This is a genomic window from Streptomyces sp. BJ20, from assembly GCF_022869105.1.
In the GTDB taxonomy this organism is placed as follows: Bacteria; Actinomycetota; Actinomycetes; order Streptomycetales; family Streptomycetaceae; genus Streptomyces; species Streptomyces griseoincarnatus.
Genome location: NZ_CP094918.1, coordinates 4,992,300 through 5,014,461 on the forward strand (window position 1 = coordinate 4,992,300; position 22,162 = coordinate 5,014,461).

Here is a 22,162-nt window from a genome sequence, read left to right on the forward strand (position 1 = left end):
AAAGCCCCCGGGACCGCTCCCGGGGGCTTTCGCGTGCACGGGTCAGACCTGCGCCCGCTCCTCGACGACCTTCGCGATCTTGCCGATGGCCTCGTCGACGGGGATGCCGTTCTCCTGCGAGCCGTCGCGGTAGCGGAAGGACACCGCGCCGTTCGCCATGTCCTCGTCGCCCGCGATGACCATGAAGGGCACCTTCTGCTTCTGGGCGTTGCGGATCTTCTTCTGCATCCGGTCGGTGGAGGAGTCCACCTCGACGCGCAGACCCTGCTTGCGGGCCGCGTCCGCGAACTTCTCCAGGTGGTCGACGTGGGCGTCGCCGATCGGGATGCCGATCGCCTGGACCGGGGCGAGCCACGCCGGGAACGCGCCCGCGTAGTGCTCCAGGAGCACCGCGAAGAACCGCTCGATGGAGCCGAACAGCGCGCGGTGGATCATGACCGGGCGGGTCTTGGTGCCGTCCGCGGCCGTGTACTCCAGGTCGAAGCGCTCGGGCAGGTTGAAGTCGAGCTGGATGGTCGACATCTGCCAGGTGCGGCCGATGGCGTCCTTCGTCTGCACGGAGATCTTCGGCCCGTAGAAGGCGGCGCCGCCCGGGTCCGGGACCAGCGGCAGTCCCTGCTTCTCGGCGACCTGGCGCAGCGTCTCGGTCGCCTCCTCCCACGCCTCGTCCGAGCCGACGAACTTCTCCGGGTCCTTGGTGGAGAGCTCCAGGTAGAAGTCCGTGAGGCCGTAGTCGCGGAGCAGGTTCAGGACGAAGGTGAGGGTCTTGTCGAGCTCCTCGGACATCTGCTCGCGGGTGCAGTAGATGTGCGCGTCGTCCTGGGTGAAGCCGCGCGCGCGGGTCAGGCCGTGCACGACGCCCGACTTCTCGTACCGGTACACCGTCCCGAACTCGAAGAGGCGCAGCGGCAGTTCGCGGTAGGAGCGGCCGCGCGCGTCGAAGATCAGGTTGTGCATCGGGCAGTTCATGGGCTTGAGGTAGTAGTCCACGCCCTCGTCGAGCTGCATGGGCGGGTACATGCCGTCTGCGTACCAGTCCAGGTGGCCCGAGGTCTCGAAGAGCTTCCCCTTGGTGGCGTGCGGGGTGTAGACGAACTCGTAGCCCTCCTCCTCGTGCCGGCGGCGCGAGTAGTCCTCCATGACCCGGCGGATGACGCCGCCCTTGGGGTGGAAGACGGCGAGGCCGGAGCCGATCTGCTCCGGGATGGAGAAGAGGTCGAGCTCGCTGCCGAGCTTGCGGTGATCGCGCTTCTCGGCCTCGGCGAGGAACTCCAGGTGCGCCTTCAGCTCCTCCTTGGAGGGCCAGGCGGTGCCGTAGATGCGCTGGAGCATCGGGTTCTTCTCGCTGCCGCGCCAGTAGGCGGCCGCGTTGCGCATCAGCTTGAACGCCGGGATGTTCCGGGTGGTGGGCAGGTGGGGACCGCGGCAGAGGTCCTTCCAGCACAGCTCGCCGGTCTTGGCGTCGATGTTGTCGTAGATCGTCAGCTCACCGGCGCCGACCTCGACGTCCGCGCCGTCGTCGTGCGAGGCGGAGCCCTTGAGGCCGATCAGCTCCAGCTTGTACGGCTCGTCGGCGAGCTCCTCGCGGGCGGCCTCGTCGGTCACCACGCGGCGGGAGAAGCGCTGGCCACGCTTCTGGATCTCCTGCATCTTCTTCTCGATGGCCTTGAGATCCTCGGGCGTGAAGGGCTTCTCCACGTCGAAGTCGTAGTAGAAGCCGTCCCTGACCGGGGGACCGATGCCCAGCTTGGCCTCGGGAAACAGTTCCTGCACGGCCTGGGCCATCACGTGCGCGGTGGAGTGGCGCAGGATGTTCAGGCCGTCCTCGGAGGAGATCTCGACGCCCTCGACGGTCTCGCCGTCCTGGACCTGGTACGAGAGGTCCTTGAGCTCGCCGGCCACGCGCGCGGCGATGACCGAGCGCTCGCCGGCGAAGAGCTCGGCGGCCGTAGTGCCCGTCGTCACCACGCGTTCTTCCCGCTCGGAATCGCGTTGGATGATCACACGGACGTCTGACACCGGTCTCTCCTGACTGAAGGCTGTGGTCGCGGCGCCATACCGGAGCGCACGCATGGGTGCGATCGTACCGACCCGGGACCGGTGCAGGCGAAATCAGCCGTCGCGGGCCGGGCCGAAGGCCTCGCCGAAGTCGTCCGCGCTCTCCTGGAGCACCTTGAGCAGCCGGTCGCGTTCGGCCTCGTCGACCTGGACCGGCGCGACCTCGCGGACCTCGGTGAGACGACGGAACCCGCTGCGTCCGGCCAGCCGCCCGCGCATCCGCACCGGCAGTCCCATGAGGTGGGCGTGACCGGCGATCCGGTAGTCCTCCTCGCCGAGCGTGACCCGGAGGTGCCCTGCGTCGGCGCCCGCGAGCACGCGCAGCCGCACCAGGCCGTCGCCCCCGGCCTGTGCCCGGTACATCCGCACGACCGCCCCGGTGACCGTGACGGTGACGGAGGGCTCCGCGCGCCGGTAGAGGCGTCCGGCCTCGAGGAGCACCGGCAGGTCGCCGGGCGAGAACTCCAGGGGCCCCGTGGCCGCGCACCCGTCGGGCACCCCGGCCGCCGGCGCCCAGTCCACGCCGACGCGGGCGCCCTCGGCCCCCCGCACCAGGGCGACGAGAGCCTCGGTGAGCTCGTGGCTGACGCCCGCGCCGACGGCGGTGGCGAAGGCGTCCATGGAGCCGGTGGCCCGACTGTGGTCGACGGCCTCGCGGGCGGCGTGCAGGGCGTGGAACAGGCACACGGCGAGCGGGCGGCCGGTGGCGGCGGGCACGAAGGCGGTGAGGCCCCGGCCGTCCGGCGCGGGCCCCACCAGCACGCCGTCCAGCGCGGCGGCGGCCGGACGGCGGTGGCGGGCGCCGTGGTAGCCGGCGCGGGCGCGGGTGGCGAGCGCGGCGGCGAGGAGGGTGCGGCGGGCGGCGGTTCTCAGCTGTTCCTCCGCGGTCCAGGGGACGGCGCCGCCGGGCCCGGCGGGCAGGTCGCGGGTCCAGCGGATCTCGTCGCTGGGCACGGCGAGGGCGAGCAGGATCTCGCGGGCGGAGGGCGTGCCGCTGCGGGACAGCGCGTCCAGGGCCTCGGCGAGCAGGTCCTCGCTGTCCGGGAAGGTCCGGCCGACCGGGACGAGCAGGCTGGTGCCGGTGCCCGGGCCGGGCGGGGCCCAGCGGCCGAAGCGTCCGGGGGCGCCGCCGCGCCGCTGCCAGCCGTGCCGGCGCAGCAGGGCGGTGAGCACGGCGGGGTCGGCGCCGGGCACCTCGGGCTGCCGCATGTCGGTGAAGGGGTCGGCGGGGTGCGGGCGTACGGGCCGGGCGGGCTCCCCGGTGGGGCGGTGGGTCACGGTCTGCCTCCCCTGCCGACCCGCGTCATGATCTCGCACAGCGCCCGGTCGTCGAAGATGCGTGAGGTGGGGATCCGTACGGTGGTGCGGCGGCGGCCGGTGACGGGGTGTCCGGCGAGGTTGACCCAGTAGCAGCAGTGGCGCAGGTCGAGCCGGTCGTGTCCGGCGCGCAGCCAGTCGTCCTGGGAGCGGGGCAGGATCATCACGACCAGGATCTTGTGCACGGAGACCGGGGTGTGGGCGAGCTTCTCCAGGTGGGCGTTGTCCAGGGTGAAGGAGAAGGAGCGTCCCCGGGGGTGCGGGGCGATCTGTGACGTGGCCTTGAGCTGCACCTTGACGGTGACCTCGTCGTCGACGAGGTGTCCGGGCGAGCTGTGGCTGACGTGCCAGTCGATGCCGTTGTCCGGGAAGGGCTGGGACAGCGAGCAGCCCGCCGCCGCGGCGACGGCGTGGAGGTAGCCGACCTGCAGGGTCTCCATGCAGGCGGTGGTGGCGAGGGTGCCGCGAGCGGCCGGTGTGCGCTCCGGCAGCAGCCCGCCCCGTTCGGGCTGCGCGATGGCCATGACCAACAGCCTTCCAGAACAGTCGAATCCCATGCGCGGGTCGCTGAACTGCAAAGACCCGTACTCCTGTTGTCTCCTCCCCGCGTAGTGCGCAAACAGGGCGGGTATCACCGCTGCGAGCAGTGGACGGAACGTCAACTGCTGGCGGTGAGCGAAGGGTTGGTGGGTATGACGTGCTGGTACGAGGGGCCGCTGGCCGCCTTCGACACGGAGACCACGGGTGTGGACGTCGAGACCGACCGGATCGTGTCGGCCGCGCTCGTCGTCCAGGACGCGCCGGGTAGCCGGCCGCGGGTGACCCGCTGGCTGGTGAATCCGGGCGTGCCGGTGCCGGCCGCGGCGACCGAGGTGCACGGGCTGACGCAGGAGCATCTGCAGCGCAACGGCCGCTGGCCGGCGCCGGTGATGTACGAGGTGGCGCAGGCGCTGGCGGAGCAGGCGGCGGTGGGCCGGCCGGTGGTGGTGATGAACGCGCCGTTCGATCTGACCTTGCTGGACCGCGAGTTGCGCCGGCATCGGGCGTCCTCGCTGAGCCGCTGGTTCGAGCGGTCGCCGCTGCTGGTGCTGGACCCGCGGGTGCTGGACAAGCATCTGGACCGCTACCGCAAGGGCCGCCGGACGCTGGCCGACCTGTGCGCGCAGTACGAGGTGGAGCTGGAGGAGGCGCACGACGCGGCGGCGGACGCGGTGGCCGCGCTTGAGGTCACGCGGGCGGTGGGCCGCCGGTTCGCGGCCCGGCTGGAGCGGCTGTCCCCCGGCGAGCTGCACACGTTGCAGGCGGTGTGGCACGCGGCGCAGGCGCGGGGCCTGCAGGCGTGGTTCGCGCGCACGGGCACCGAGGAGATCGTCGACCCGGCCTGGCCGCTGCGCCCGGACCTGCCGGCGGCGGCGTGACCTCACCTCGCCGGCCCACGAGGACGTCGTGAACCGGGGGTGTGGGTGGCGGAGCCCCCACCACGCGCGGCGAAGCCGCGCAGCACACAAAGAGAGCGACGTGGTCCGCCTTTCCGGCGGACACACGTCGCTCTCGCGAGCGTGGGCGATACTGGGTTCGAACCAGTGACCTCTTCGGTGTGAACGAAGCGCTCTCCCACTGAGCTAATCGCCCGGGAACGCACCGAACAATACAGGGGTCGGGACGCTTCGTTCAAACTGCTTGCAGGTGCGCCGCCAGTCCGCGCCGCCCGGCCCGCAGCATCAGCGCGTGGTTGGCGCGGAAGAGGGGCCTGCCGGGTACGGCGAGCAGCCGCAGCAGCCGTGCCCGCACGTCGACCTCCTGCTCGTAGTGGGCGAGGCAGCCGTGGGCGCCCAGGTCGGTGAGGGTCCAGCGCGCCCAGCCGTCGATGTCCCCGGACAGCCCGGCCTCCAGCACGCCGTCCTCCCGGTCCCGCCGCCCCTCCCGCAGGGTGAAGGTCAGGTCGTACGGGAGGACGGAGCGGATCGTGACGATGCCGGTGGCGTCGTCGAGACGGGCGACCTCGCGCACCTGCGGCCACCACCGGGGGTACTCCTCGATCCGCTCCAGCACGCCGTACACGGTGGCGGCGGGCGCGGACAGCGTCCACACGGTGCGGAAGCGGTAATGGTTCCGGTCCATGTACGGAGTGTGCCCGCCCGCGCCCTCCTCGTGCGTCACGGCATGCGGTCCCCCAGGAGAGCGAGGTTCTCGATGGCGGCGAGTCCGTAGAGGGCGGTGTCGTTGGTCGAGATCCAGGGGGCTTCGCTGCCGGCGACCAGGGCGGTGGGGCCGCTCACCTTCTCGGTCTCCCAGGGCGCGGACTCCTTGTAGCCGTCGGAGTCGTAGAACTTGGCCCACGCCCGCTTCGCCAGCTCCTCGTCGCCGGTGCGTACGGCGGCGTAGGCGTCGAGGCGGGAGTGGCCCTGGAAGAGGATCAGGCTGCCGAAGTGGGTGCCGTAGCGGGCGGTCTGCTCGGCCTTGGTGGCGTTGAAGTAGCGGCAGTAGTCGAGGTACGCCTCCTCGAACTCGGGCATGTCGACGAGGTCGACGAGTTCGGCGCACAGTTCGTTCAGGCCGAAGACGGCGGACAGGTGGGAGACCTCCACCTTCGGTGTGCCGGCGACGGCGAACCGGCCGGTGGCGAGGTCGTACAGGCCGCTGCCCTGGACGAAGCCGTTGGGCTGGGCGGCGATGGTCTCCATGGTGGAGAGCACGCGCGCCCGGGCCTTCTGCCACTTGGGGCCCTTGCGTTCCCACTCGGTGAGCCAGGCGGAGACCAGACCGCTCCAGTCGGTGCCGAAGCCGATGGACAGGGCGCCCGGGTCGGGGGTGTACGGCTCGGTGCGGATCTTGCGCAGCGGGTCGAGGGCGAGGAAGGTCTCGTCGGAGTCGACGTTGGCGTGCATGAGGTCGCCGGTGCGTTCGTCGGCGGTGAGGAAGTAGTGGAAACGCCGGTAGGTGGTGTTGGCGATGCGCTGCTGCTTGGCGCTGTCGGCGTAGTGCTGCACACCGTGGCGGGTGCCGAGTCCGGCCCATGCGCCGAGGTGGTAGACGTCGACCTCACCGGTGTGGCGGGTCATGGCCTCGGCGAAGCGGAAGATGTCGGCGCGCCCGGAGCGCAGGTAGGCGTACCAGAGCCACAGGTCGGGCGAGAGTTCGCTGTTGTCCCAGGCGTAGCCGCCGACGTCGTAGCGCCACTGGTGCCGGACGGTGTCGTAGGTGTGCATGATGTCGCCGTAGTCCCAGAAGCCGTACCAGCGGCGCTGCTCCACCTGGTCCTTGTAGTAGGTGAAGAGGAAGTCGAGGTGGTCCTCGATCTTCGCCTTGGCGGGGGTGGAGCGGTCGGGCTCGGCGAACAGGCCCTTGCCGAAGACGCCGGCGGTGATCAGCTGCGAAGGCGGCGCGGCGAGCTGCGGCAGCACGCGTACGGCGCGGGCGCGGGCGGCGAGCCGGTCGGCGTCAGGGGTGGCGGCCTCGGCCCAGAACAGCAGCTCGGAGGTGCGGGCGATGCCGTAGGGGGTGCCGAAGCCCGGCTCGTGGTCCTCGTAGGTGATGTCGAGGCCCTCGAGCTGTTCGGGGAAGGTGTCCTGGCCCATGCCGTCGTGGTAGAAGCGCAGGTCCATGGGCTGGGCCTCGGGCGACCAGAGCCACAGGGTGACCTCGGCGGTGTCGGTGTGGGCGTCGCGGACGTCGAGCTGGGCGGGGTGCTTCTCCCAGAAGTCGCGCAGCCCGAAGGAGAGGCCGCCGCTGACGCCGCCGACGTAGCCGAAGCCGGAGGCGCGTCGTCCGCCGCCGGCGCCGATCCAGCCGTGGCCCCTCTTGGTGCGCTTGCGGACGGTGAAGCCGTCGGCGGAGAGCTGGGAGAGCGTGTGGTCGCCCCATTCGGGGATGTACTGCAGACGGCTGGTGACGCGCTGGTCCCAGGTGGTCGGGTCGGGCAGCTTGCGGCCCTCGAACTGGGCCTGCTGCACGGCGATGCCGGGGTCGCGGCGCAGCCCGGTGATGCCCTTGACGGCCTCCCGGAGCATCCCGTCGCCCTCGCCGCCGAGCCGGATGTGCCGGTCGTACGTCGCGTCGCGCAGCGGGACGGAGAAGCGGACGCCGATGCCGCGCAGGAAGTCGCCCCTGTCGCGGCCGGGTTCCTGTTTGCCGTCGTAGGTGATGGTGTGCACCATGCGGAAGGACTCGGCGCCCGCGTAGAAGTAGAGGCGCACGGAGAAGGGCAGCAGGGTGTCGCGGCCCTTGCGGTGGGTGCCGTCGACGCGGACGACCGCGCGGACGGGGCCGTCCTGCTCGACGGTGACGCCGGAGACGGTGCCGTCGAACCGCTCGGTGCGGACGGTGGCGCGGTCGCCGTCCTCGATCTCGGGCTGGCGCAGCACGACGAGGCGTCCGTCGCGGGCGATCTCGGTGGAGCCGCGGGTGACCGAGCGGACGAGGGTGTCGCCGGTGGTGGCGATCCGGGCGGTGATGACGCCGGTGGACACGGTGACGGTGGCGCCGCGCCGGGTGACGGTGACCTTCTTGCCGGGCGCCGCGGGCGTGCCTGTCTTCAGGGTGAGCCGGCCGGTGCCGGAACTGACGGCGTGCGCGGTCCACTTGAGCGAGCCGTCGGGCCAGTAGGCGAGCGGCCAGGTCTGCACGGGGACGTCGTCGCCGTCGGCGTCGGTCACCGCGAAGGTCCGGTCCTGCGGGTGGGCGCCGCGAGGCCAGGGGACGCCGACGGTGGAGCCGGGGGCGGCGCCCAGGCCGCCCTCCTCCAGCCAGTCCAGGGTCACCGGGTCGGCGCCGGCCGGCGCGGCGGCTTCCCTCTCGCCGAGGGGCCGGCCGGCCTGGGTGGCGGCTCCGGCGACGGCGGCCGCCTTGATGAGGGTTCTGCGCGGGATGGGGGACATGGCCCGTCCTTTCCGTGGCTGCGAGGTGCACGTTCTATGTCAGGGACATGACAGGCGGAGGTGCGGCGCCTGAGCGCCCACCCCGTCGGGGCACCGCCCGTCAGCGGTGCCGGTGACGCTCCTCCACGGCGACGGCGGCCGCCGCGACGGTCCCCAGCACGGGGACCGCGAGGGGCGTGCTGAACCAGGCGGAGCAGACCGTGACGGCCAGTCCGCCGACGAGCAGGAAGGACCCGGCGGGGTCGCGCACGGTGTGCCGCCCGGCCCGCGCCATCAGCGGCCGCCAGGACACGCCGGGCCGCCACAGTGCCGCCGCCCGCAGCAGCGCGGCCGCGGCTCCGACGAGAGCCAGCACCCCGACGGCCCCGACCAGCGGACCGCCCGGCAGTCCGGCCCGTACGGCGCGCAGGTCGGTCCACACCACAGCCACGGCCGCCCATCCGGCGAGCCCGACGAGCCAGCCGCCGCGCACCGCGGCCTTGAAGTCGGCCGTGAACTCCCTCCATCCCCCTGGCTCGTGGACCAGATGGCGGCGCAGGTGCCGGGTCCCCGCCGCCAGCGCGGCGGGGTAGGTGACCAGCGGGAGCGCGGCCAGCGCGATCCACACGCCGGTCAGCAGGCACTCGGCGAAGAGCGCGAACCTTCCCCAGGCCCTCGAATCGGTGCGTGCCAGGGACATCGTCAGCTCACTCAGCCCTTCAGCCCGGAGGTCGCCATGCCGTCGATGAGATAGCGCTGGAAGGCGAGGAAGAAGGCCAGCACGGGCAGCAGCGCGACCAGCGACATGGCGATCATGCCGCCGTAGTTGGCGAGTCCCTCCTGGTCGACGAACATCTTCAGCCCGAGGGAGACCGTGTACTTGCCCGGCTCGTTGAGGTAGATCAGCGGGCCCATGAAGTCGTTCCAGGAGTTGATGAAGGTGAAGATGGCGCTGGTGATCAGCGCGGGCCGGCACAGCGGCAGCACGATCGACCAGTAGATGCGTAGATGCCCGCAGCCGTCGAGCCGGGCCGCCTCGTCCAGCTCCCGGGGAAGATTCCGCATGAACTGCACCATCAGGAAGACGAAGAACGCCTCCGTGGCCAGGTACTTCCCCAGGAGCAGCGGGGTGTACGTGTTGATCATGTCCAGGTTGCGGAACAGCACGTACTGCGGGATCAGCAGCACGTGGTACGGCAGCAGCAGTGTGCCGATCATCAGCGTGAAGAGCAGATTGCGGCCCGCGAACCGGATCTTGGCGAAGGCGTACGCGGTGAGCGAGCAGGAGATCAGGATGCCGATCACCGAACCCACCGCGAGGAACAGCGAGTTGAAGAAGAAGGTGGAGACGGAGATGTCGGCGATGCCGTCGGCGAGGCCGGTGTAGTTGGACACGATCGGGTCGGCCGGGAAGAGGTCCAGGCTGCCGACGATGTCCTCACTCGCCTTGAACGACCCGCCGACGACCCACACCACCGGGTAGAGGATCACCGCGAGGAGCGCCAGCGCCCCGATGTGCCAGGCGAGCGAGCCGGGCAGCCGGCGTCGCAGGGCGCCCTTCGCCGACGGGGTGCGGGTGATGTCGCCGGCCTGTGCGGTCATCGGCCGCCCTCCTCGTAGTGCACCCAGCGCTTCTGGGACCAGAACAGCACCGCCGTGACCAGGGCGACCGCGACCAGCAGCATCCACGCCATGGCGGAGGCCAGGCCCATCCGGCTGTTCTCGAAGCCCTGGACGTACAGGTAGCAGGTGTAGACCATGGAGCCGTCCGCCGGACCGCAGGCGTTGCCGCCCGCGCCGCCGCCGACGATGTAGGCGGAGCTGAAGATCTGGAACGAGTGGATCGTCTCCAGCAGGACGTTGAAGAACAGCACCGGCGAGATCATCGGCAGGGTGATCTTCCAGAACTGCCGCAGCTTGCCGGCCCCGTCGACGTCGGCCGCCTCGTACAGCTCCCGCGGCACCTGCTTCAGCCCGGCCAGGAAGATGACCATGGGCGCGCCGAACTGCCAGACGGTCAGGGCGACCAGGCTGTAGATGATGAGGTCCGGGTCGCCGGTCCAGCCGCCGGCGTCGATGCCGAAGACCTTCTGCGTCCGGTCGACGATCGCGTCGTCCGAGAAGATGGCCTTCCAGACGATGGCGACGGAGACGCTCGCCCCGATCAGCGACGGCGCGTAGAAGGCGGCCCGGTAGAAGGCCTGCCCGCGCCGCTTCTGCGCGAGCAGCAGGGCCACGCCGAGCGCCACGAGCAGCTTGACCGGTGTGCCGACGGCGACGTACCAGAGGGTGACCCGCACCGAGTGGCGCCAGCGCGGGTCGCCGAGCATCTCGGAGAAGTTGTCCAGTCCGATCCAGCGCGGGGCGTCGAACAGGTTGTAGTCGGTGAACGCGAAGTAGAGCGAGGCGGCCATCGGGCCCGCCGCCAGCAGCAGGAACCCGGCGATCCACGGGGACATGAAGAGATAGCCGGCCAGGTTCTCCCGGCGGCCCCGCCGCTTCAGGTCGGCGGGGCGCGGGGGTGTGCCCGGACCGTGCCGCGGCTCGGGGTCCTTCGCCCGGGCCTCCGTCGCGGGGGCGTGTGTCACGGCGGTTCCCATCAGCTGCTGAGGGCGGTCTTCGACTCGTTGAAGAACTGCTCGACGGCCTCGCCCACCGACCGCTTGCCCAGCCCCAACTCCTCGCCGATGCGCAGGAACGCGGCCTCGCAGATGTCGGCGCCGTTCGGGTGCGGGGTGATGGGCTCCAGCACGCCCGCCTTCACGAGGGACTCCTCGTAGGCGGCGATCGCCTTGTTCACCGGGTCGGTGGGCCGGTACGCCTCGTACTGCGCCGTAGTGGCGGGGACACCCCGGTCGTAGCCCATGATCGTCGCGACCTCGGGGTCGTGCACCATGAAGTCGATGAACTTCGCGACCTCCACGGGGTGCTGGGTGCGCTTGGAGGCGCTCAGCATCAGCGAGCCGAGGTACTGTCCCGTCCGCTTGCCGTCCGTGGTGGGGATGGGCGCGAGACCGTACTCGCTCCTGCCCTCGGAGGTGTACCGGACGGTGAAGTTGTCCCAGGTGAACTCGGAGCCCGCGAGTTCGGCGGAGAGCGCCGACTTGGGCTTGATCTGGGCGACCTTCTTGGGGTCGGCGAAGAGGCCGGACCTCACGCCCTTCTCCGCCTTCGTCCACCACCGGGTCAGATCCCCCTCGGTGAAACCGAGACCGTCCTCGGTGAAGAACGCCTTGCCGTTCTGACGCAGGTACAGGTCGTAGAGGTACATGACGCCGTACATGCCGCTGTCGCCGGCGCGGCCCGTGCGGTCACGCACCCGGGCCATCGCCTCGTCGAAGTCGTCCCAGGTCCAGCCCATTTCGGGGTTGATCCCGGCGCGTGCGTAGACGGGCTTGTCGATGACGAGGGCCATCGAGTTGGACCCCACGGGCACGCCGAGGAGTTTGCCGTCGATCTCGCCGAACTTCTCCAGGCCCGCCCGGAATCCCTCCATGCGGAGGTGCCCGGCCTTCACCTGCTCGTGGAGGTCCAGGAGCACATTCTTCGCATCGTATTTGCGGAGGAATCCGACAGCATTCTGGAAGACGTCCGGAGGATTCCCGCCGGAGGCCTGCGTGTTGAACTTCTTCCAGAAATCCGTGTACGGCTGGAAGTCGGTCTTGACCTTGATCTTCGGGTACTTCTTCTCGAAGAGATCGATGGTCTTGTTGATGCGCTGCGCCCGGTCCTCGGCCCCCCACCACGCATAACGGATCGTCACGGTTCCGTCCCCGGAACCGCTTCCGCCGCCGCACGCGGTCGCCGTCGCGCCGAGCCCCGTGACGGCGAGCGAGGCCCCCGCCGCTTTGAGGACCGCCCGCCTCTCCACACCCTTGCCCTGCTGCATACCAGCCTCCCCGCGACGGACCCGGCCGCCTCATGAATCGTTTCAAGTAAGCGCTTGCTGGCACAAGGTACGGAGGGCCCACGGGCGCGTCAATGATTCGGACAGGAATTGACGGCGAGGCCTCGCCGGCGCCGGGCGGCGCAGTCGTCCGGCATTCACCGGAGGCGGGAGGGAAAGCGGCAGGTCCCTGGCCTCGCGGCCGACCCGGCCGAACGGAACGGCGACGGCAACCGCGAGGCGCGCGGCAGGTCACGGTTGGGTGACGCGCGGACGAAGCGGAACGGGGCGGGGGCGGCGCCGGCGGGCCGCCCCGGGAACGACGAAGCGGCCCGGCTCACTCTTGGTGAGCCGGGCCGCTTGATCCCGGTGGGCGATACTGGGTTCGAACCAGTGACCTCTTCGGTGTGAACGAAGCGCTCTCCCACTGAGCTAATCGCCCGGGCGCAGGAAGAACATTACCCCATGTCAGTGGGTGCCCGTGACCACGGTGACCACGGGGGACGGGAGGCCGCCCGTCCCCCGGCCCGGGTCACTGGTCCTTGATCTTCCAGGGCATCTGCAGACCGAACTTCCACAGGTAGAAGCCGGCCAGCGCGGCCACGATCACCAGGCCGACCGACGTCAGGATGATGTTGCGACGGCGCACCCGCGGGTCGAGCGCCCGCTGGGCCGCCTCGGTGACCTTGCGCTTGGTCCAGCGCAGCACGAGCTGGGCCCAGACGAACTCGGTCGCCCAGATCGCCATACCGCCGAAGATCACGACCCATCCCGGGCCGGGCAGCACCAGCATCAGCACGCCGGCCACCACCACGGCCAGACCGACGACGAAGACCCCCACCTGCCAACTCAGATGCAGCGCACGCCGTGCCTTCACGAACTCGGGCGCCCTCGACCCGAGCCCCCGCTCGTCCCGACGCTCGCTCTCGTCCACCGTCACCCCGTGGGCCGCGGTCACGACCTCGCCGGCCTCGTTACTCCCCGTGTTCATGCGGCCCAACACTACCGGAGCGAAACACATCACCGGAATGGACGCAGCGCGTGAACGATCTCTCGGCCGGAAGAGTTACGTAATCCCACGCAAAACACTCAGAGGGGTTTACAACGGCACCGTAGGTGGCATGTCGATTTCGCCGACGTGCGAATCCCCGAGCGCACACTGAGCGAAAGGCCCTGGCGCTTATGAACACCACGGTCAGCTGCGAGCTGCACCTGCGCCTCGTTGTGTCGAGCGAGTCCTCCCTGCCTGTCCCCGCAGGCCTGCGGTACGACACGGCCGACCCCTACGCCGTGCACGCCACCTTCCACACCGGAGCCGAGGAAACCGTCGAGTGGGTGTTCGCCCGCGACCTCCTCGCCGAGGGACTTCACCGCCCCACGGGCACCGGCGACGTCCGCGTCTGGCCGTCGCGCAGTCATGGTCAGGGCGTCGTGTGCATCGCCCTGAGCTCTCCGGAGGGGGAGGCCCTGCTCGAGGCCCCGGCGCGGGCTCTGGAGTCCTTCCTGAAGCGCACAGACGCCGCCGTGCCGCCCGGCACGGAGCACCGGCACTTCGATCTCGATCAGGAGCTCTCGCACATCCTGGCGGAAAGCTAGCGCGCCGCCTCGAAGCCGCCCGGCGCCGTCGACTCGGGGTGACGGCGCGGGCCTGGATCAGTTGGATGCATCGGCGTCGACGCCGCGGGTTCTCTGCCGTGGGTCGGCGCCGGTGTGCGTGGGGGGTGGGCAGACGCGCCTGGGGGGCGGGTGGGCCGGTGTTCGGCGCGCCCCTTGGGGTGTGCATGCGCACCTGGGCGCCCAGTGGGCCGGAAGCCGGGCTTCGGCGGCGGCCGCGGGCCGTCAGGGGCCGGTCGCGCCGCTCCCCGCGCCCCTTCGGGTGTGCGTGCCCACCCGGGCGCCCAGTGGGCCGGAAGCCGGGCTTCGGCGGCGGCCGCGGGCCGTCAGGGGCCGGTCGCGCCGCTCCCCGCGCCCCTTCGGGTGTGCATGCGCACCTGGGCGCCCAGTGGGCCGGAAGCCGGGCTTCGGCGGCGGCTGCGGGCCGTCAGGGGCCGGTCGCGCCGCTCCCCGCGCCCCTCCGGGGCGTCGTACCTTCCGCGTCGGAATCGAAGCCGTGTGCGGAGCGGGGAGGTGCGGGGTGGGGTGGAGCCACTACCATCGGCCAGCATCGGCGGGCGCCCGCCCGACCCCCAGGCCAGGGAGCGAATCGTGCTGATCACCCATGACACCCGGTGCGCGCTGGACACCGTGGTGGATCTGGTGAACACCGCACCGGAGGACGACACGACTCCGGACGGACTGGCGGACGTCGCCGCCCTTGAGGCGTTCGTACGCGACCACGAGGTCAGCGAGGTCGGGGTGCTCACCGAGTTCGACCTGGCCGCGGTGCGCAAGATCCGCGCCCGGTTCGCCGCGGTGTTCGCCGCTCCCGACGCCCGCAGCGCCGCCACGATGATCAACGAGCTGATCGCGGCCGCCGGCACCACGCCCCGGCTCACCGACCACGACGGCTACGACTGGCACGTGCACTACTTCGCCCCCGGCGCCTCCGTGGCCGACCACCTGGCCGCCGACTGCGGGATGGCGCTGGCCTTCTTCGTGGTCGCCGGCGAGCAGGAGCGTCTGCGCCGCTGCGAAGCCCCGGACTGCCGGCACGCCTTCGTGGACCTGTCCCGCAACCGCTCGCGCCGCTACTGCGACAGCCGCACCTGCGGCAACCGGCTGCACGTCGCCGCCTACCGGGCGCGCCGCAAGGAGGCGGCGGGCTGATCCGCCCGTCCGCCACGGGGAGTGACGGGAGGTGCCGCCGACGCGGTCCCGACGGGTGACGCCGGGAACCGCGGGTACGGATCACAGCCACAGCAGGTCGTGCAAGGCGGCCGTGAGCAGCAGACACCCGATCACCGCAAGGAAGATCATCAGCGGTGGCTGGGATAGGGCGAAGAGGCATCCGCGCGGCTCGTCCTGCTGCGGCGCGGCATCGCTCTGTGTCGTGTCCAGCATCTCGCCGCGATGATGACGCATCGGACGGGCCGGACGCGATCAACACTCGTGGAAAGCATCCGCGCACGCGGAAAGCGCGGTCTACCGGTCAGAGCGTGATCACTTCCGCGCGGTCCGGGACCCCCTGTGACGCATGTGGTCCCTGATGGTCAGATGCCGTGCTTCTTGAGGATGGCCTCGATGTCGCTGAAGTCGTCGTCCCCCTGTGCGGCCGGCTTCTGCCGGGGCGCGGGGCTCTGCCCGCCGGTGGACGACTGTCCCAGGGCGGGCGCGGAGGCGCCGGGCGCCGTGGCGGCGGGGGCGGACGCCTCCCGTGCTGCCGCCTTGCGTTCCTTGCGGGTGCCGCCGCGCCGGCGCTCCACCGTGCGGGTCGTGGCGAACATCAGCCAGGACAGGCCCAGCACGCCGAAGCCCGCCCAGGCGACCGGGCTGAAAGCGGTGTCCGCGAGCCACTCGACGACGCCGGTCATGACCAGACCGAGCGGCACCAGCGCGTACGCGGCGATGCGGGTCGCCGTCAGGTAGCGCTTGCGGTAGGCCGTGACCACCGCGATGCCCAGGCCTGCCGCGGCGACGGCGGAGCAGACGGTCTCGGCAATCATCCGGTCCTCCAGGGCAGCGTGCGTGCGGTCACGACGGCGTGCGACTCCGTCCCTTCCATCCTGCACCCGCCGCACCCCGAGCGGCCATGCCCGGGGCGGACATCAGGGACATCTCCGGGTCCGGACTCCTCCGCAGGTGCCGGTGGGTGCAGACCTGAAGGATCCGAGGGCGCCGATCAGGGGCCGGATTGGGTGGCGCCGGGGCGTGGCTGGAAGACTGTCGGCCATGAGTGACTCCTCCCCCGCCCGCCCCGCCGCCCCCGTCCTCGACGTGTGGTGCGAGCTGCAGTGTTCCGACTGCCGGACCGCCCTGGACGACCTCCGCGCCCTGCGGGCCCGGTACGGCGACCGGCTGGAGATCCGGCTGCGGCACTTCCCGCTGGAGAAGCACAAGCACGCCTTCGCCGCGGCCCAGGCCGCCGAGGAGGCATGGGAGCAGGGCCGGGGCTGGGACTACGCGGAGGCCGTGCTCGGCCGGGTAGAGGACCTGGAGCGCCGGGGCGAGGCGGTCCTGGTCGATGTCGCCCGCGAGCTGGGTCTCGACGCCGACGAGGTCGACACCGCCCTGATCGACGGACGGCACATCCTGGTGGTCGACGCCGACCAGGCCGAGGGCAAGGCGATCGGGGTGACCGGGACGCCGACGTACGTCATCGGCGGGGAGCGGCTCGACGGCGGCAAGAGCCAGGAGGGACTGCGCGAGCGGATCGAGGAGATCACGGACCGGCTGCTGGCCGGGCAGGACGCCTGACCCCGCCCCTTCGCCCCGGCGGCTACACCAGCGGCTTGTACAGCGAGTACCGGGTGGTGGTGTAGCCGAGCGAGTCGTAGAGCCGCTCGGCCGGGGTGTTGCCCGCGAACACGTTGAGGCCGATGGTCCGGTTGCCCGCGGCGGCGGCCTGGGCCTCGGCGAGCAGCATGAGGCTGCGCCCGTGGCCCCGGCCCCGGTGGGCGGGCACGGTCTCCACGTCGAAGACGTACGCGCGCTCCCCCCGCACGGCGAGCCACAGGGTGCCGACGACGGCGCCCTCGTGTTCGAGGACGCTGAGGACCATGTCCTCCGTGGCGAGGCCGTCGGGCAGCAGCGCCGCCTGGTCCGCTGCCGCCTTGGCCAGCGCCTCCGCCTCGGGCACGCCGCGCCGCGCCCACTCCCGCGCGTAGTCCGCGGAGCTCTCGGCCTGCCAGGTGACATACTCGTCCTCGGTCATGGGCCGTGCGCGGGTGCCGTCCCGCGGGGCGGGCGGGGTCTCGCCGAGGGCCTTCTCCATGTTCCGGTTGCGCACGACGTAGCCGAGCGCCGTGGCGAGGGCGAGGGGGGTGCCCGGTTCGGCGGGGACCGTGACCTCGATGCGGCGGCAGCCCCAGCCGCGGGCCACCTCCTCCGCCGCGAGGGCGGCCACCGTGCCCCGGCCGCGCCGGCGGTCGGGTTCGTCGATGCGCAGGCTGACGATCCGGGCCACGGCGTCACCGAAGACCGGGTCCGTGCCGAGGCGCACCTCCCCCACGGGACGGCTGTTCACGCAGACGTGGAAGTGACGCGAACGCGTCCCGTCGGGGTTCCGCTGGAGCGGCTCGGTCGGCCGCAGGGTGGTGGTCATCACCGGTGTTCTACCCCGCGGCGCCCCCGGCCTCAGCCGGTTTTCCGGCCCCTCACGGGTCGATGTCCGCCGCGGACCGCTCGTCGAAGATCCGCATGGCCTTGGCCGTCACCGGGCCGGGCGCGGCGGACAGTTCACGGTCGTCGACGCGGTGCACGGCCTGCACGTCACGCAGGGTGGAGGTGAGGAAGATCTCGTCGGCCTCGCGCAGGACGTCGAGCGGCAGGTCGGTCTCCTTGGCCCCGGCCCACTCGGCGACCAGCCGGCGGGTGATGCCCGCGAGGCAGCCGGAGTGGAGCGGCGGGGTGTGGATCTCACCGTCGAGGACGACGAAGACGTTCGACCCGGTGCCCTCGCAGAGCGCTCCTACGGTGTTGCCGAACAGCGCCTCGGTGGCGCCGTGTTCGTGCGCGCGGGCGAGGGCGACGACGTTCTCGGCGTACGAGGTGGTCTTCAGGCCGGTGAGCGCGCCGCGCTCGTTGCGGGTCCAGGGCACGGTGACGACGGCCGTGGTGTCCGGGCGGCGGGCGGTCTCGCCGAGGGCGACGACGAGGGTCGGGCCCTTGTCGCCCCGGTCGGAGCCGAGCGGGCCGTGTCCGCCGGTGTAGGTGAGGCGCAGCCGGCCGAGCGGCACGGGGTTGGCCTCGAGGACGGCGGCACAGGCGCGGCGGACCTCGTCGAGGTCGGGGTCGGGCAGGCCGAGGCCCCGGGCCGAGCGGGTCAGCCGGTCGAGATGCCGGGTGAGGGCGAACGGCCGGCCGGCCACGGCCTTCACGGTCTCGAAGATGCCGTCGCCCACGGTCAGTCCGTGGTCGAAGACGGAGACGCGGGCGGACTCGGAGTCCCGCAGCGCGCCGTCGAGCCAGATCTTCACGTCCGGATCCTTTCGCTCACCTGGTACGTCCCCGACGCTACCGCGAGCAGCCGGGAAGCCTTCAGTTCGGTCTCCCGCCACTCCCCCTCGGGGTCGGAACCCCAGGTGATGCCGGCGCCGGTGCCGAACCGCAGCACGGCCGCACCGCCCGCGTCCCGGTCGATCCAGAAGGTCCGGATGCCGACGGCGAGGACGCCCGTGCCGCGGTCGGCGTCGACCCAGCCGATCCCGCCGCAGTAGGGGCCGCGCGGAGCGGTCTCCAGGGCGTCGATGATCCGCAGCGCGCTGGACTTGGGCGCCCCGGTGACGGAGCCGGGCGGGAAGGCGGCGCGCAGCAGCCCGGGCCATCCCTCGCCGTCGCGCAGCTCGCCGCGGACGGTGGAGACGAGGTGGACCAGGCCCGGGTGCTTCTCGACGGCGCAGAGGTCGGGGACGGTGACGGTGCCGGTGGCGCAGACCTGTCCGATGTCGTTGCGGACCAGGTCGACGATCATGACGTTCTCGGCGTAGTCCTTCTCCAGCAGGTCCGCCTCGGTGCGGCCGGTGCCCTTGATCGGGCCCGACTCGACGACCCGGCCGTCCCGGCGGAGGAACAGCTCGGGCGAGGCGGTGGCGATCTCCACGCCGTGCCGCGGCAGCCGAATCGTTCCTGCGTAGGGTGCCGGGTTGCCGCGGGCCAGCAGGGCGGTGAGGGCGTCCACGTCGGCGTCCGGGGCCACCGGCGCGGACAGGACGCGGCAGAGGTTCGCCTGGTAGACCTCGCCTGCCGCTATGTGCTCGCGGATGCGGCTGACACCGGCCGTGTACGCGGCGCGGTCGAGGGAGGACGTCCAGTCGTCGGCCGCCGGTCCGCGCCAGGCGCCCGGGGCGGGGGGCGGGACGGGCTCGGCGCGTACGTCCCGGAAGCGGGCGCAGGTCAGGCGCCCCTCGAAGTCGGCGGCGACGGCCCAGAAGCCCGTGGAGTCCAGGGCGGACGGGTCGTCGGTGACGTCGGCGAGGCCGGTGGCGACGCGGTCACCGAAGCGCGCGAGAGGTGGCAGGTCGAGCACGCCTCGAGTCTATGGCGGGGGCGCACGGGTGACGTGACCACGCCCCTGAGCAGGCGCAGCGCAGCACGCTGCGTAAACGGGTTTTTGTGCTGGCCCCGGAATCCGCTAGAGTTCACTTCGTCGCCGGGACGCGGAAGCGGACCGAAACGACAGGCGGACGTAGCTCAGTTGGTAGAGCGCAACCTTGCCAAGGTTGAGGTCGCGAGTTCGAGCCTCGTCGTCCGCTCGAAGGAAGAGGGGGCTTCCCGGTCCCCTACACTCCTGGTGGAGTGGCCGAGAGGCGAGGCAACGGCCTGCAAAGCCGTCTACACGGGTTCAAATCCCGTCTCCACCTCCAAGGACGATTAGCTCAGCGGGAGAGCGCTTCCCTGACACGGAAGAGGTCACTGGTTCAATCCCAGTATCGTCCACTGGATCTCCGGATCCTGGATCTGCGAAGATCCGAACCCCGCGCGATTAGCTCAGCGGGAGAGCGCTTCCCTGACACGGAAGAGGTCACTGGTTCAATCCCAGTATCGCGCACGCAGTGCCCATGATCCGCTTCGCGGAGTGGTCATGGTCCCGAGGACGATTAGCTCAGCGGGAGAGCGCTTCCCTGACACGGAAGAGGTCACTGGTTCAATCCCAGTATCGTCCACACGGCTCGAAGCCCCCGGTCCTGCGACCGGGGGCTTCCTCGTGTGCCCGTCAGCTGGAGAAGAGCATGTGGCCGAAGCTCTTGTGACGTCGGTGACCGCCGTAGTGGCCGCCGTGCGGGGCTCCCCACGCCGGGGCCTGCGGCGCCGCGGCCGGGTACGCCTGGGGCGCGGCCGGCGGGGGCGGGGCGGGCTGCGACCACTGGGACTCGAGCCGGGTCAGCGCCTCCAGCTCTCCGTAGTCGAGGAAGATCCCCCGGCACCCGCTACACTGCTCGATCTGGACACCGTTGCGGTTGTACGTGTGCATGGGGGCACGGCACTTCGGACACTGCATCTTCTGGTCAACTCCTCGCCGGTCGTACCTGCTTCGCGTATCAGCTGGACAGACTCTGTCCGGCCGCGGGCCGGTTGCACCCTACGTCGGGAAAATTCGTCTCAGTCCGCCGGGGCGGCGGCCGGTACGTACCGCATACGGGCGCAGGCGTCGACCAGCCACTCCTCCACCTCGTCCAGCGGCCGGCCCGCCGCGGCCGCCTTGGTGACGGCGCGGGCGGCGGTCTGCGCGGTGAGGGCGCGGGCGGGGGCGTCCAGCGCGGGCCAGGGATCGCCGTCGGGCGGAACCGCGGGGCCGCCGGCGGCACGGTAGGCGGTCAGGAAGCGATGCCAGGCGTCGGGGTCGAGCATCCCCACGGCGTACCAGGCGGCGGGGCGGGCCAGGTCCCAGACCGGCGGGCCCGCGCCGAGGTCGTCCACGTCGATCAGCAGCCACGGGCTGCCGGGCGCCGGGTCGCGTATCAGCTGGCCGAGGTGGAAGTCGCCGTGGCAGAGGCGTACGGGTCCCGGCGCGGGCGCCTCGTCGCGGGCCCACGGCGGGAGGTCCGCCCAGGCGTCCAGCACGAGGGCGGCTGCCGGGTGGCGCGGGGTGAGATCCCTGAGGAGCGCCACGGCTCGGGCGGCCTTCTCCGGCCCGCGCGTGGGAGGGACGGACTCGGGGAGCGGCGTCCGGTGCAGGCGGGCGAGGAGGCCACCGGCCTCCTCCCAGGGGGCGGCGTCCGGGTCGTCCGGATCCACGGGCGTGCCGTACGGCCAGTACGTGACCGGGCGGCCGTGCAGCTCGGCCGGGGTCGCGGCGAGCGGGGGCAGCAGGATGCCGGGGAGGCGGGCGGCGACGGCGGTCCGCACGGCCAGCGCGGCGACGTCCGTGTCCGGGGCGTGCGCCTTGGCCACGGCAACGGCGTGCCGGACGACGGTGGTGTCCCCTCGGACAGCGAGGGTGGCCGTGGTGCAGGGGCAGGCGGGGTCGCGGGTGTGGGCCGCCTCCGCGGCGCGGACGGTCAGGGCTGGGAGGAGGTCCTCGGTCACGGGGTGAGGCTACGCGGGGCCGCTGGGCTCGTGGCGGGGGCCGTGGGGAAGTACCGGGAAAAGCAATGCCGGCGCAGCTCCCCAGCTGCGCCGGCATCTTGCCGTCCGCCGCACCCCCGTCCCCACGGGGTTTCATGGGTGGATGTCCCCGCCCGGACCGCTCTTCCGGGCCTGGAGGTCGCTGAGATCAGCGCCCCAGCATCTCGCCCACGGACGACGCCTGTGTGGTCACCAGTTCCCACCCGTCGAAGACGAGGAGGAGCAGGACCGCCAGGGGCAGGGCCATGAGCGTCGCCACCAGCGGGTGCCGGCGGCCCTCGCCGCGATCCCGCGTGCGGAGCAGTGTCCGCGGTGCCGTGTACGCCATGGCCCCTTCTCCTGACCGTTTCTGTTGTCCTTGACAGCGGCGGGCGTCCGACCTCGGGGGACGAGTGCTGCACCCGCCGCTCGACATCGAATCTAGGGGTTTCCCGCTCACGGCACGTCATGCCCTCGTACCGATCCGTGGGCCTCCCCGAGGATGAGCGGGGCGCCGCGCCGTACTCCCCTGGGTGGAGACGGCGTCCTACGACTCGGGGACATCCCCGAGGGGACGGACGCCGCGGCCCGCTCCCTCCGAGGTGTCCTGGCGCGGGACGGGCTGCTCCACCAGGGCGAGCACCCGGTTCGCCATGAAACGCGCGGTCCGCACCACAGCCCCGGTTCGGGTGACTTCGCTCACTTCGACCACCCCTCGTCGGACCGCCGTCTCGACCCTGCGGCCCGCCCGCGAGGCCACCACCTCGTACGTACGCGTCGTGTCCCCCGCGTCCACGACGATCTCGACCCTGTCACCCTTCACGCGATCAATCCCCCTTCGGCGTCGAGTGGTTGGGGTCGGACAGGTCCGCACCCGGGCGAACCCGGCACGCTCACGCCCTCC

23 protein-coding genes and 7 tRNA genes are annotated in these 22,162 nt (G+C 71.7%); 9 read left to right on the forward strand and 21 right to left on the reverse strand.

What is annotated here, in order from left to right; translation table 11 throughout:
• Positions 1 to 42 precede the first annotated feature (42 nt).
• The 3 genes from thrS to MTR79_RS22515 form a co-directional block, all read right to left on the reverse strand.
• A complete protein-coding gene (gene thrS / locus MTR79_RS22505; RefSeq protein ID WP_244791861.1) occupies positions 43 to 2,019 on the reverse strand; it encodes a threonine--tRNA ligase in 1,977 nt (658 codons plus the stop codon).
• 93 nt (positions 2,020 to 2,112) lie between these two features.
• Positions 2,113 to 3,336 (reverse strand): hypothetical protein, encoded by a 1,224-nt coding sequence (locus tag MTR79_RS22510; RefSeq protein WP_086698823.1) that lies wholly within the window; start codon positions 3,334 to 3,336, stop codon positions 2,113 to 2,115.
• Positions 3,333 to 3,899 carry a DUF4365 domain-containing protein gene (locus tag MTR79_RS22515; protein WP_244791862.1) on the reverse strand — a complete coding sequence of 189 codons (567 nt, stop codon included), beginning with the start codon at positions 3,897 to 3,899 and terminating at the stop codon, positions 3,333 to 3,335. Before MTR79_RS22515 ends, MTR79_RS22510 begins: the two co-directional genes overlap by 4 nt.
• Before the next feature lie 168 nt (positions 3,900 to 4,067).
• Here MTR79_RS22515 and MTR79_RS22520 point away from each other — a divergent pair, with 168 nt between their 5' ends.
• Entirely contained in the window at positions 4,068 to 4,793 is a 726-nt protein-coding gene (locus MTR79_RS22520) for a 3'-5' exonuclease (protein WP_244793275.1), read from the forward strand.
• Positions 4,794 to 4,935: 142 nt separating this feature from the next.
• On the opposite strand, the gene MTR79_RS22525 is transcribed toward MTR79_RS22520, so the two are convergent.
• From MTR79_RS22525 to MTR79_RS22565, 9 genes are all read right to left on the reverse strand, one after another.
• Positions 4,936 to 5,007, reverse strand: a tRNA-Val gene (locus MTR79_RS22525).
• A 39-nt stretch (positions 5,008 to 5,046) separates the two neighbouring features.
• Positions 5,047 to 5,496: an SRPBCC family protein gene (locus tag MTR79_RS22530; protein ID WP_189365462.1), complete on the reverse strand. Its 450-nt coding sequence runs from the start codon at positions 5,494 to 5,496 to the stop codon at positions 5,047 to 5,049.
• 35 nt (positions 5,497 to 5,531) lie between these two features.
• Entirely contained in the window at positions 5,532 to 8,252 is a 2,721-nt protein-coding gene (locus MTR79_RS22535; RefSeq protein ID WP_244791863.1) for a Tat pathway signal sequence domain protein, read from the reverse strand.
• Between the two features lie 100 nt (positions 8,253 to 8,352).
• Complete coding sequence (locus MTR79_RS22540; RefSeq protein WP_244791864.1) at positions 8,353 to 8,931, reverse strand: hypothetical protein; 579 nt, start codon at positions 8,929 to 8,931, stop codon at positions 8,353 to 8,355.
• An 11-nt stretch (positions 8,932 to 8,942) separates the two neighbouring features.
• A complete protein-coding gene (locus MTR79_RS22545) occupies positions 8,943 to 9,833 on the reverse strand; it encodes a carbohydrate ABC transporter permease (RefSeq protein ID WP_156698609.1) in 891 nt (296 codons plus the stop codon).
• The gene (locus MTR79_RS22550) at positions 9,830 to 10,831 is read right to left on the reverse strand and encodes a sugar ABC transporter permease (RefSeq protein WP_244791865.1); all 1,002 of its coding nucleotides are present in this window, start codon (positions 10,829 to 10,831) and stop codon (positions 9,830 to 9,832) included. Before MTR79_RS22550 ends, MTR79_RS22545 begins: the two co-directional genes overlap by 4 nt.
• Positions 10,831 to 12,120, reverse strand: a complete 1,290-nt coding sequence (locus MTR79_RS22555) for an extracellular solute-binding protein (RefSeq protein WP_086698816.1) — start codon at positions 12,118 to 12,120, stop codon at positions 10,831 to 10,833. The genes MTR79_RS22550 and MTR79_RS22555 overlap by 1 nt, the downstream gene beginning before the upstream one ends.
• A 367-nt stretch (positions 12,121 to 12,487) precedes the next feature.
• Positions 12,488 to 12,559 (reverse strand) — tRNA-Val (locus tag MTR79_RS22560).
• A gap of 90 nt (positions 12,560 to 12,649) precedes the next feature.
• A complete protein-coding gene (locus MTR79_RS22565; protein WP_086698814.1) occupies positions 12,650 to 13,108 on the reverse strand; it encodes a TIGR02611 family protein in 459 nt (152 codons plus the stop codon).
• 191 nt (positions 13,109 to 13,299) lie between these two features.
• Here MTR79_RS22565 and MTR79_RS22570 point away from each other — a divergent pair, with 191 nt between their 5' ends.
• Both MTR79_RS22570 and MTR79_RS22575 read left to right on the forward strand, forming a co-directional pair.
• Entirely contained in the window at positions 13,300 to 13,713 is a 414-nt protein-coding gene (locus MTR79_RS22570; RefSeq protein ID WP_004002642.1) for an SsgA family sporulation/cell division regulator, read from the forward strand.
• 609 nt (positions 13,714 to 14,322) lie between these two features.
• Positions 14,323 to 14,883, forward strand: coding sequence for a CGNR zinc finger domain-containing protein (locus tag MTR79_RS22575; RefSeq protein ID WP_048458214.1), 561 nt, complete (start codon positions 14,323 to 14,325; stop codon positions 14,881 to 14,883).
• Between the two features lie 81 nt (positions 14,884 to 14,964).
• On the opposite strand, the gene MTR79_RS22580 is transcribed toward MTR79_RS22575, so the two are convergent.
• Together MTR79_RS22580 and MTR79_RS22585 are read right to left on the reverse strand one after the other, a co-directional pair.
• A complete protein-coding gene (locus MTR79_RS22580; protein ID WP_019523797.1) occupies positions 14,965 to 15,117 on the reverse strand; it encodes a hypothetical protein in 153 nt (50 codons plus the stop codon).
• Between the two features lie 149 nt (positions 15,118 to 15,266).
• Positions 15,267 to 15,719, reverse strand: a complete 453-nt coding sequence (locus MTR79_RS22585; protein ID WP_086704764.1) for a hypothetical protein — start codon at positions 15,717 to 15,719, stop codon at positions 15,267 to 15,269.
• 226 nt (positions 15,720 to 15,945) lie between these two features.
• Here MTR79_RS22585 and MTR79_RS22590 point away from each other — a divergent pair, with 226 nt between their 5' ends.
• Positions 15,946 to 16,470, forward strand: a complete 525-nt coding sequence (locus MTR79_RS22590; RefSeq protein ID WP_244791866.1) for a DsbA family protein — start codon at positions 15,946 to 15,948, stop codon at positions 16,468 to 16,470.
• A 22-nt stretch (positions 16,471 to 16,492) separates the two neighbouring features.
• Here the strand turns inward: MTR79_RS22590 and MTR79_RS22595 are convergent, their stop codons facing one another.
• From MTR79_RS22595 to MTR79_RS22605, 3 genes are read right to left on the reverse strand one after another with little or no spacing between them, the layout of a single operon-like run.
• On the reverse strand, positions 16,493 to 17,317 hold the full coding sequence (locus MTR79_RS22595) for a GNAT family N-acetyltransferase (RefSeq protein WP_244791867.1): 825 nt from the start codon (positions 17,315 to 17,317) through the stop codon (positions 16,493 to 16,495).
• Positions 17,318 to 17,369: 52 nt separating this feature from the next.
• Complete coding sequence (locus MTR79_RS22600) at positions 17,370 to 18,191, reverse strand: aminodeoxychorismate lyase (protein ID WP_244791868.1); 822 nt, start codon at positions 18,189 to 18,191, stop codon at positions 17,370 to 17,372.
• Positions 18,188 to 19,240 (reverse strand): chorismate-binding protein, encoded by a 1,053-nt coding sequence (locus MTR79_RS22605; protein ID WP_086704477.1) that lies wholly within the window; start codon positions 19,238 to 19,240, stop codon positions 18,188 to 18,190. The genes MTR79_RS22600 and MTR79_RS22605 overlap by 4 nt, the downstream gene beginning before the upstream one ends.
• Positions 19,241 to 19,393: 153 nt before the next feature.
• Between MTR79_RS22605 and MTR79_RS22610 the strand changes: the two genes are divergently transcribed.
• The 5 genes from MTR79_RS22610 (at position 19,394) to MTR79_RS22630 (ending at position 19,877) form a co-directional block, all read left to right on the forward strand.
• A tRNA-Gly gene (locus MTR79_RS22610) sits at positions 19,394 to 19,466 on the forward strand.
• 37 nt (positions 19,467 to 19,503) lie between these two features.
• Positions 19,504 to 19,577 (forward strand) — tRNA-Cys (locus tag MTR79_RS22615).
• Position 19,578: 1 nt separating this feature from the next.
• Positions 19,579 to 19,650 (forward strand) — tRNA-Val (locus MTR79_RS22620).
• A gap of 40 nt (positions 19,651 to 19,690) precedes the next feature.
• Positions 19,691 to 19,762, forward strand: a tRNA-Val gene (locus MTR79_RS22625).
• A gap of 43 nt (positions 19,763 to 19,805) precedes the next feature.
• Positions 19,806 to 19,877 (forward strand) — tRNA-Val (locus MTR79_RS22630).
• A gap of 50 nt (positions 19,878 to 19,927) precedes the next feature.
• On the opposite strand, the gene MTR79_RS22635 is transcribed toward MTR79_RS22630, so the two are convergent.
• The 4 genes from MTR79_RS22635 to MTR79_RS22650 form a co-directional block, all read right to left on the reverse strand.
• Positions 19,928 to 20,212 (reverse strand): zf-TFIIB domain-containing protein, encoded by a 285-nt coding sequence (locus tag MTR79_RS22635; RefSeq protein WP_078492763.1) that lies wholly within the window; start codon positions 20,210 to 20,212, stop codon positions 19,928 to 19,930.
• Positions 20,213 to 20,313: 101 nt separating this feature from the next.
• Positions 20,314 to 21,240: an aminoglycoside phosphotransferase family protein gene (locus MTR79_RS22640; RefSeq protein WP_244791869.1), complete on the reverse strand. Its 927-nt coding sequence runs from the start codon at positions 21,238 to 21,240 to the stop codon at positions 20,314 to 20,316.
• Between the two features lie 187 nt (positions 21,241 to 21,427).
• Entirely contained in the window at positions 21,428 to 21,607 is a 180-nt protein-coding gene (locus MTR79_RS22645) for a hypothetical protein (RefSeq protein WP_019527115.1), read from the reverse strand.
• Between the two features lie 198 nt (positions 21,608 to 21,805).
• Positions 21,806 to 22,081, reverse strand: a complete 276-nt coding sequence (locus MTR79_RS22650; RefSeq protein WP_086704480.1) for a hypothetical protein — start codon at positions 22,079 to 22,081, stop codon at positions 21,806 to 21,808.
• Positions 22,082 to 22,162 lie beyond the last annotated feature (81 nt).

Bases quoted from the DNA above. Each gene is read 5' to 3' on its own strand.
- MTR79_RS22545 (WP_156698609.1), bottom strand. From the start codon at position 9,833: ATGACCGCACAGGCCGGCGACATCACCCGCACCCCGTCGGCGAAGGGC.
- MTR79_RS22565 (WP_086698814.1), bottom strand. From the start codon at position 13,108: ATGAACACGGGGAGTAACGAGGCCGGCGAGGTCGTGACCGCGGCCCAC.
- MTR79_RS22540 (WP_244791864.1), bottom strand. From the start codon at position 8,931: ATGTCCCTGGCACGCACCGATTCGAGGGCCTGGGGAAGGTTCGCGCTC.
- MTR79_RS22555 (WP_086698816.1), bottom strand. From the start codon at position 12,120: ATGCAGCAGGGCAAGGGTGTGGAGAGGCGGGCGGTCCTCAAAGCGGCG.
- MTR79_RS22595 (WP_244791867.1), bottom strand. From the start codon at position 17,317: ATGACCACCACCCTGCGGCCGACCGAGCCGCTCCAGCGGAACCCCGAC.
- MTR79_RS22635 (WP_078492763.1), bottom strand. From the start codon at position 20,212: ATGCAGTGTCCGAAGTGCCGTGCCCCCATGCACACGTACAACCGCAAC.
- MTR79_RS22520 (WP_244793275.1), top strand. From the start codon at position 4,068: ATGACGTGCTGGTACGAGGGGCCGCTGGCCGCCTTCGACACGGAGACC.
- MTR79_RS22570 (WP_004002642.1), top strand. From the start codon at position 13,300: ATGAACACCACGGTCAGCTGCGAGCTGCACCTGCGCCTCGTTGTGTCG.
- MTR79_RS22515 (WP_244791862.1), bottom strand. From the start codon at position 3,899: ATGGCCATCGCGCAGCCCGAACGGGGCGGGCTGCTGCCGGAGCGCACA.
- MTR79_RS22590 (WP_244791866.1), top strand. From the start codon at position 15,946: ATGAGTGACTCCTCCCCCGCCCGCCCCGCCGCCCCCGTCCTCGACGTG.
- MTR79_RS22535 (WP_244791863.1), bottom strand. From the start codon at position 8,252: ATGTCCCCCATCCCGCGCAGAACCCTCATCAAGGCGGCCGCCGTCGCC.
- MTR79_RS22580 (WP_019523797.1), bottom strand. From the start codon at position 15,117: ATGCTGGACACGACACAGAGCGATGCCGCGCCGCAGCAGGACGAGCCG.
- MTR79_RS22585 (WP_086704764.1), bottom strand. From the start codon at position 15,719: ATGATTGCCGAGACCGTCTGCTCCGCCGTCGCCGCGGCAGGCCTGGGC.
- MTR79_RS22645 (WP_019527115.1), bottom strand. From the start codon at position 21,607: ATGGCGTACACGGCACCGCGGACACTGCTCCGCACGCGGGATCGCGGC.
- MTR79_RS22530 (WP_189365462.1), bottom strand. From the start codon at position 5,496: ATGGACCGGAACCATTACCGCTTCCGCACCGTGTGGACGCTGTCCGCG.
- MTR79_RS22550 (WP_244791865.1), bottom strand. From the start codon at position 10,831: ATGGGAACCGCCGTGACACACGCCCCCGCGACGGAGGCCCGGGCGAAG.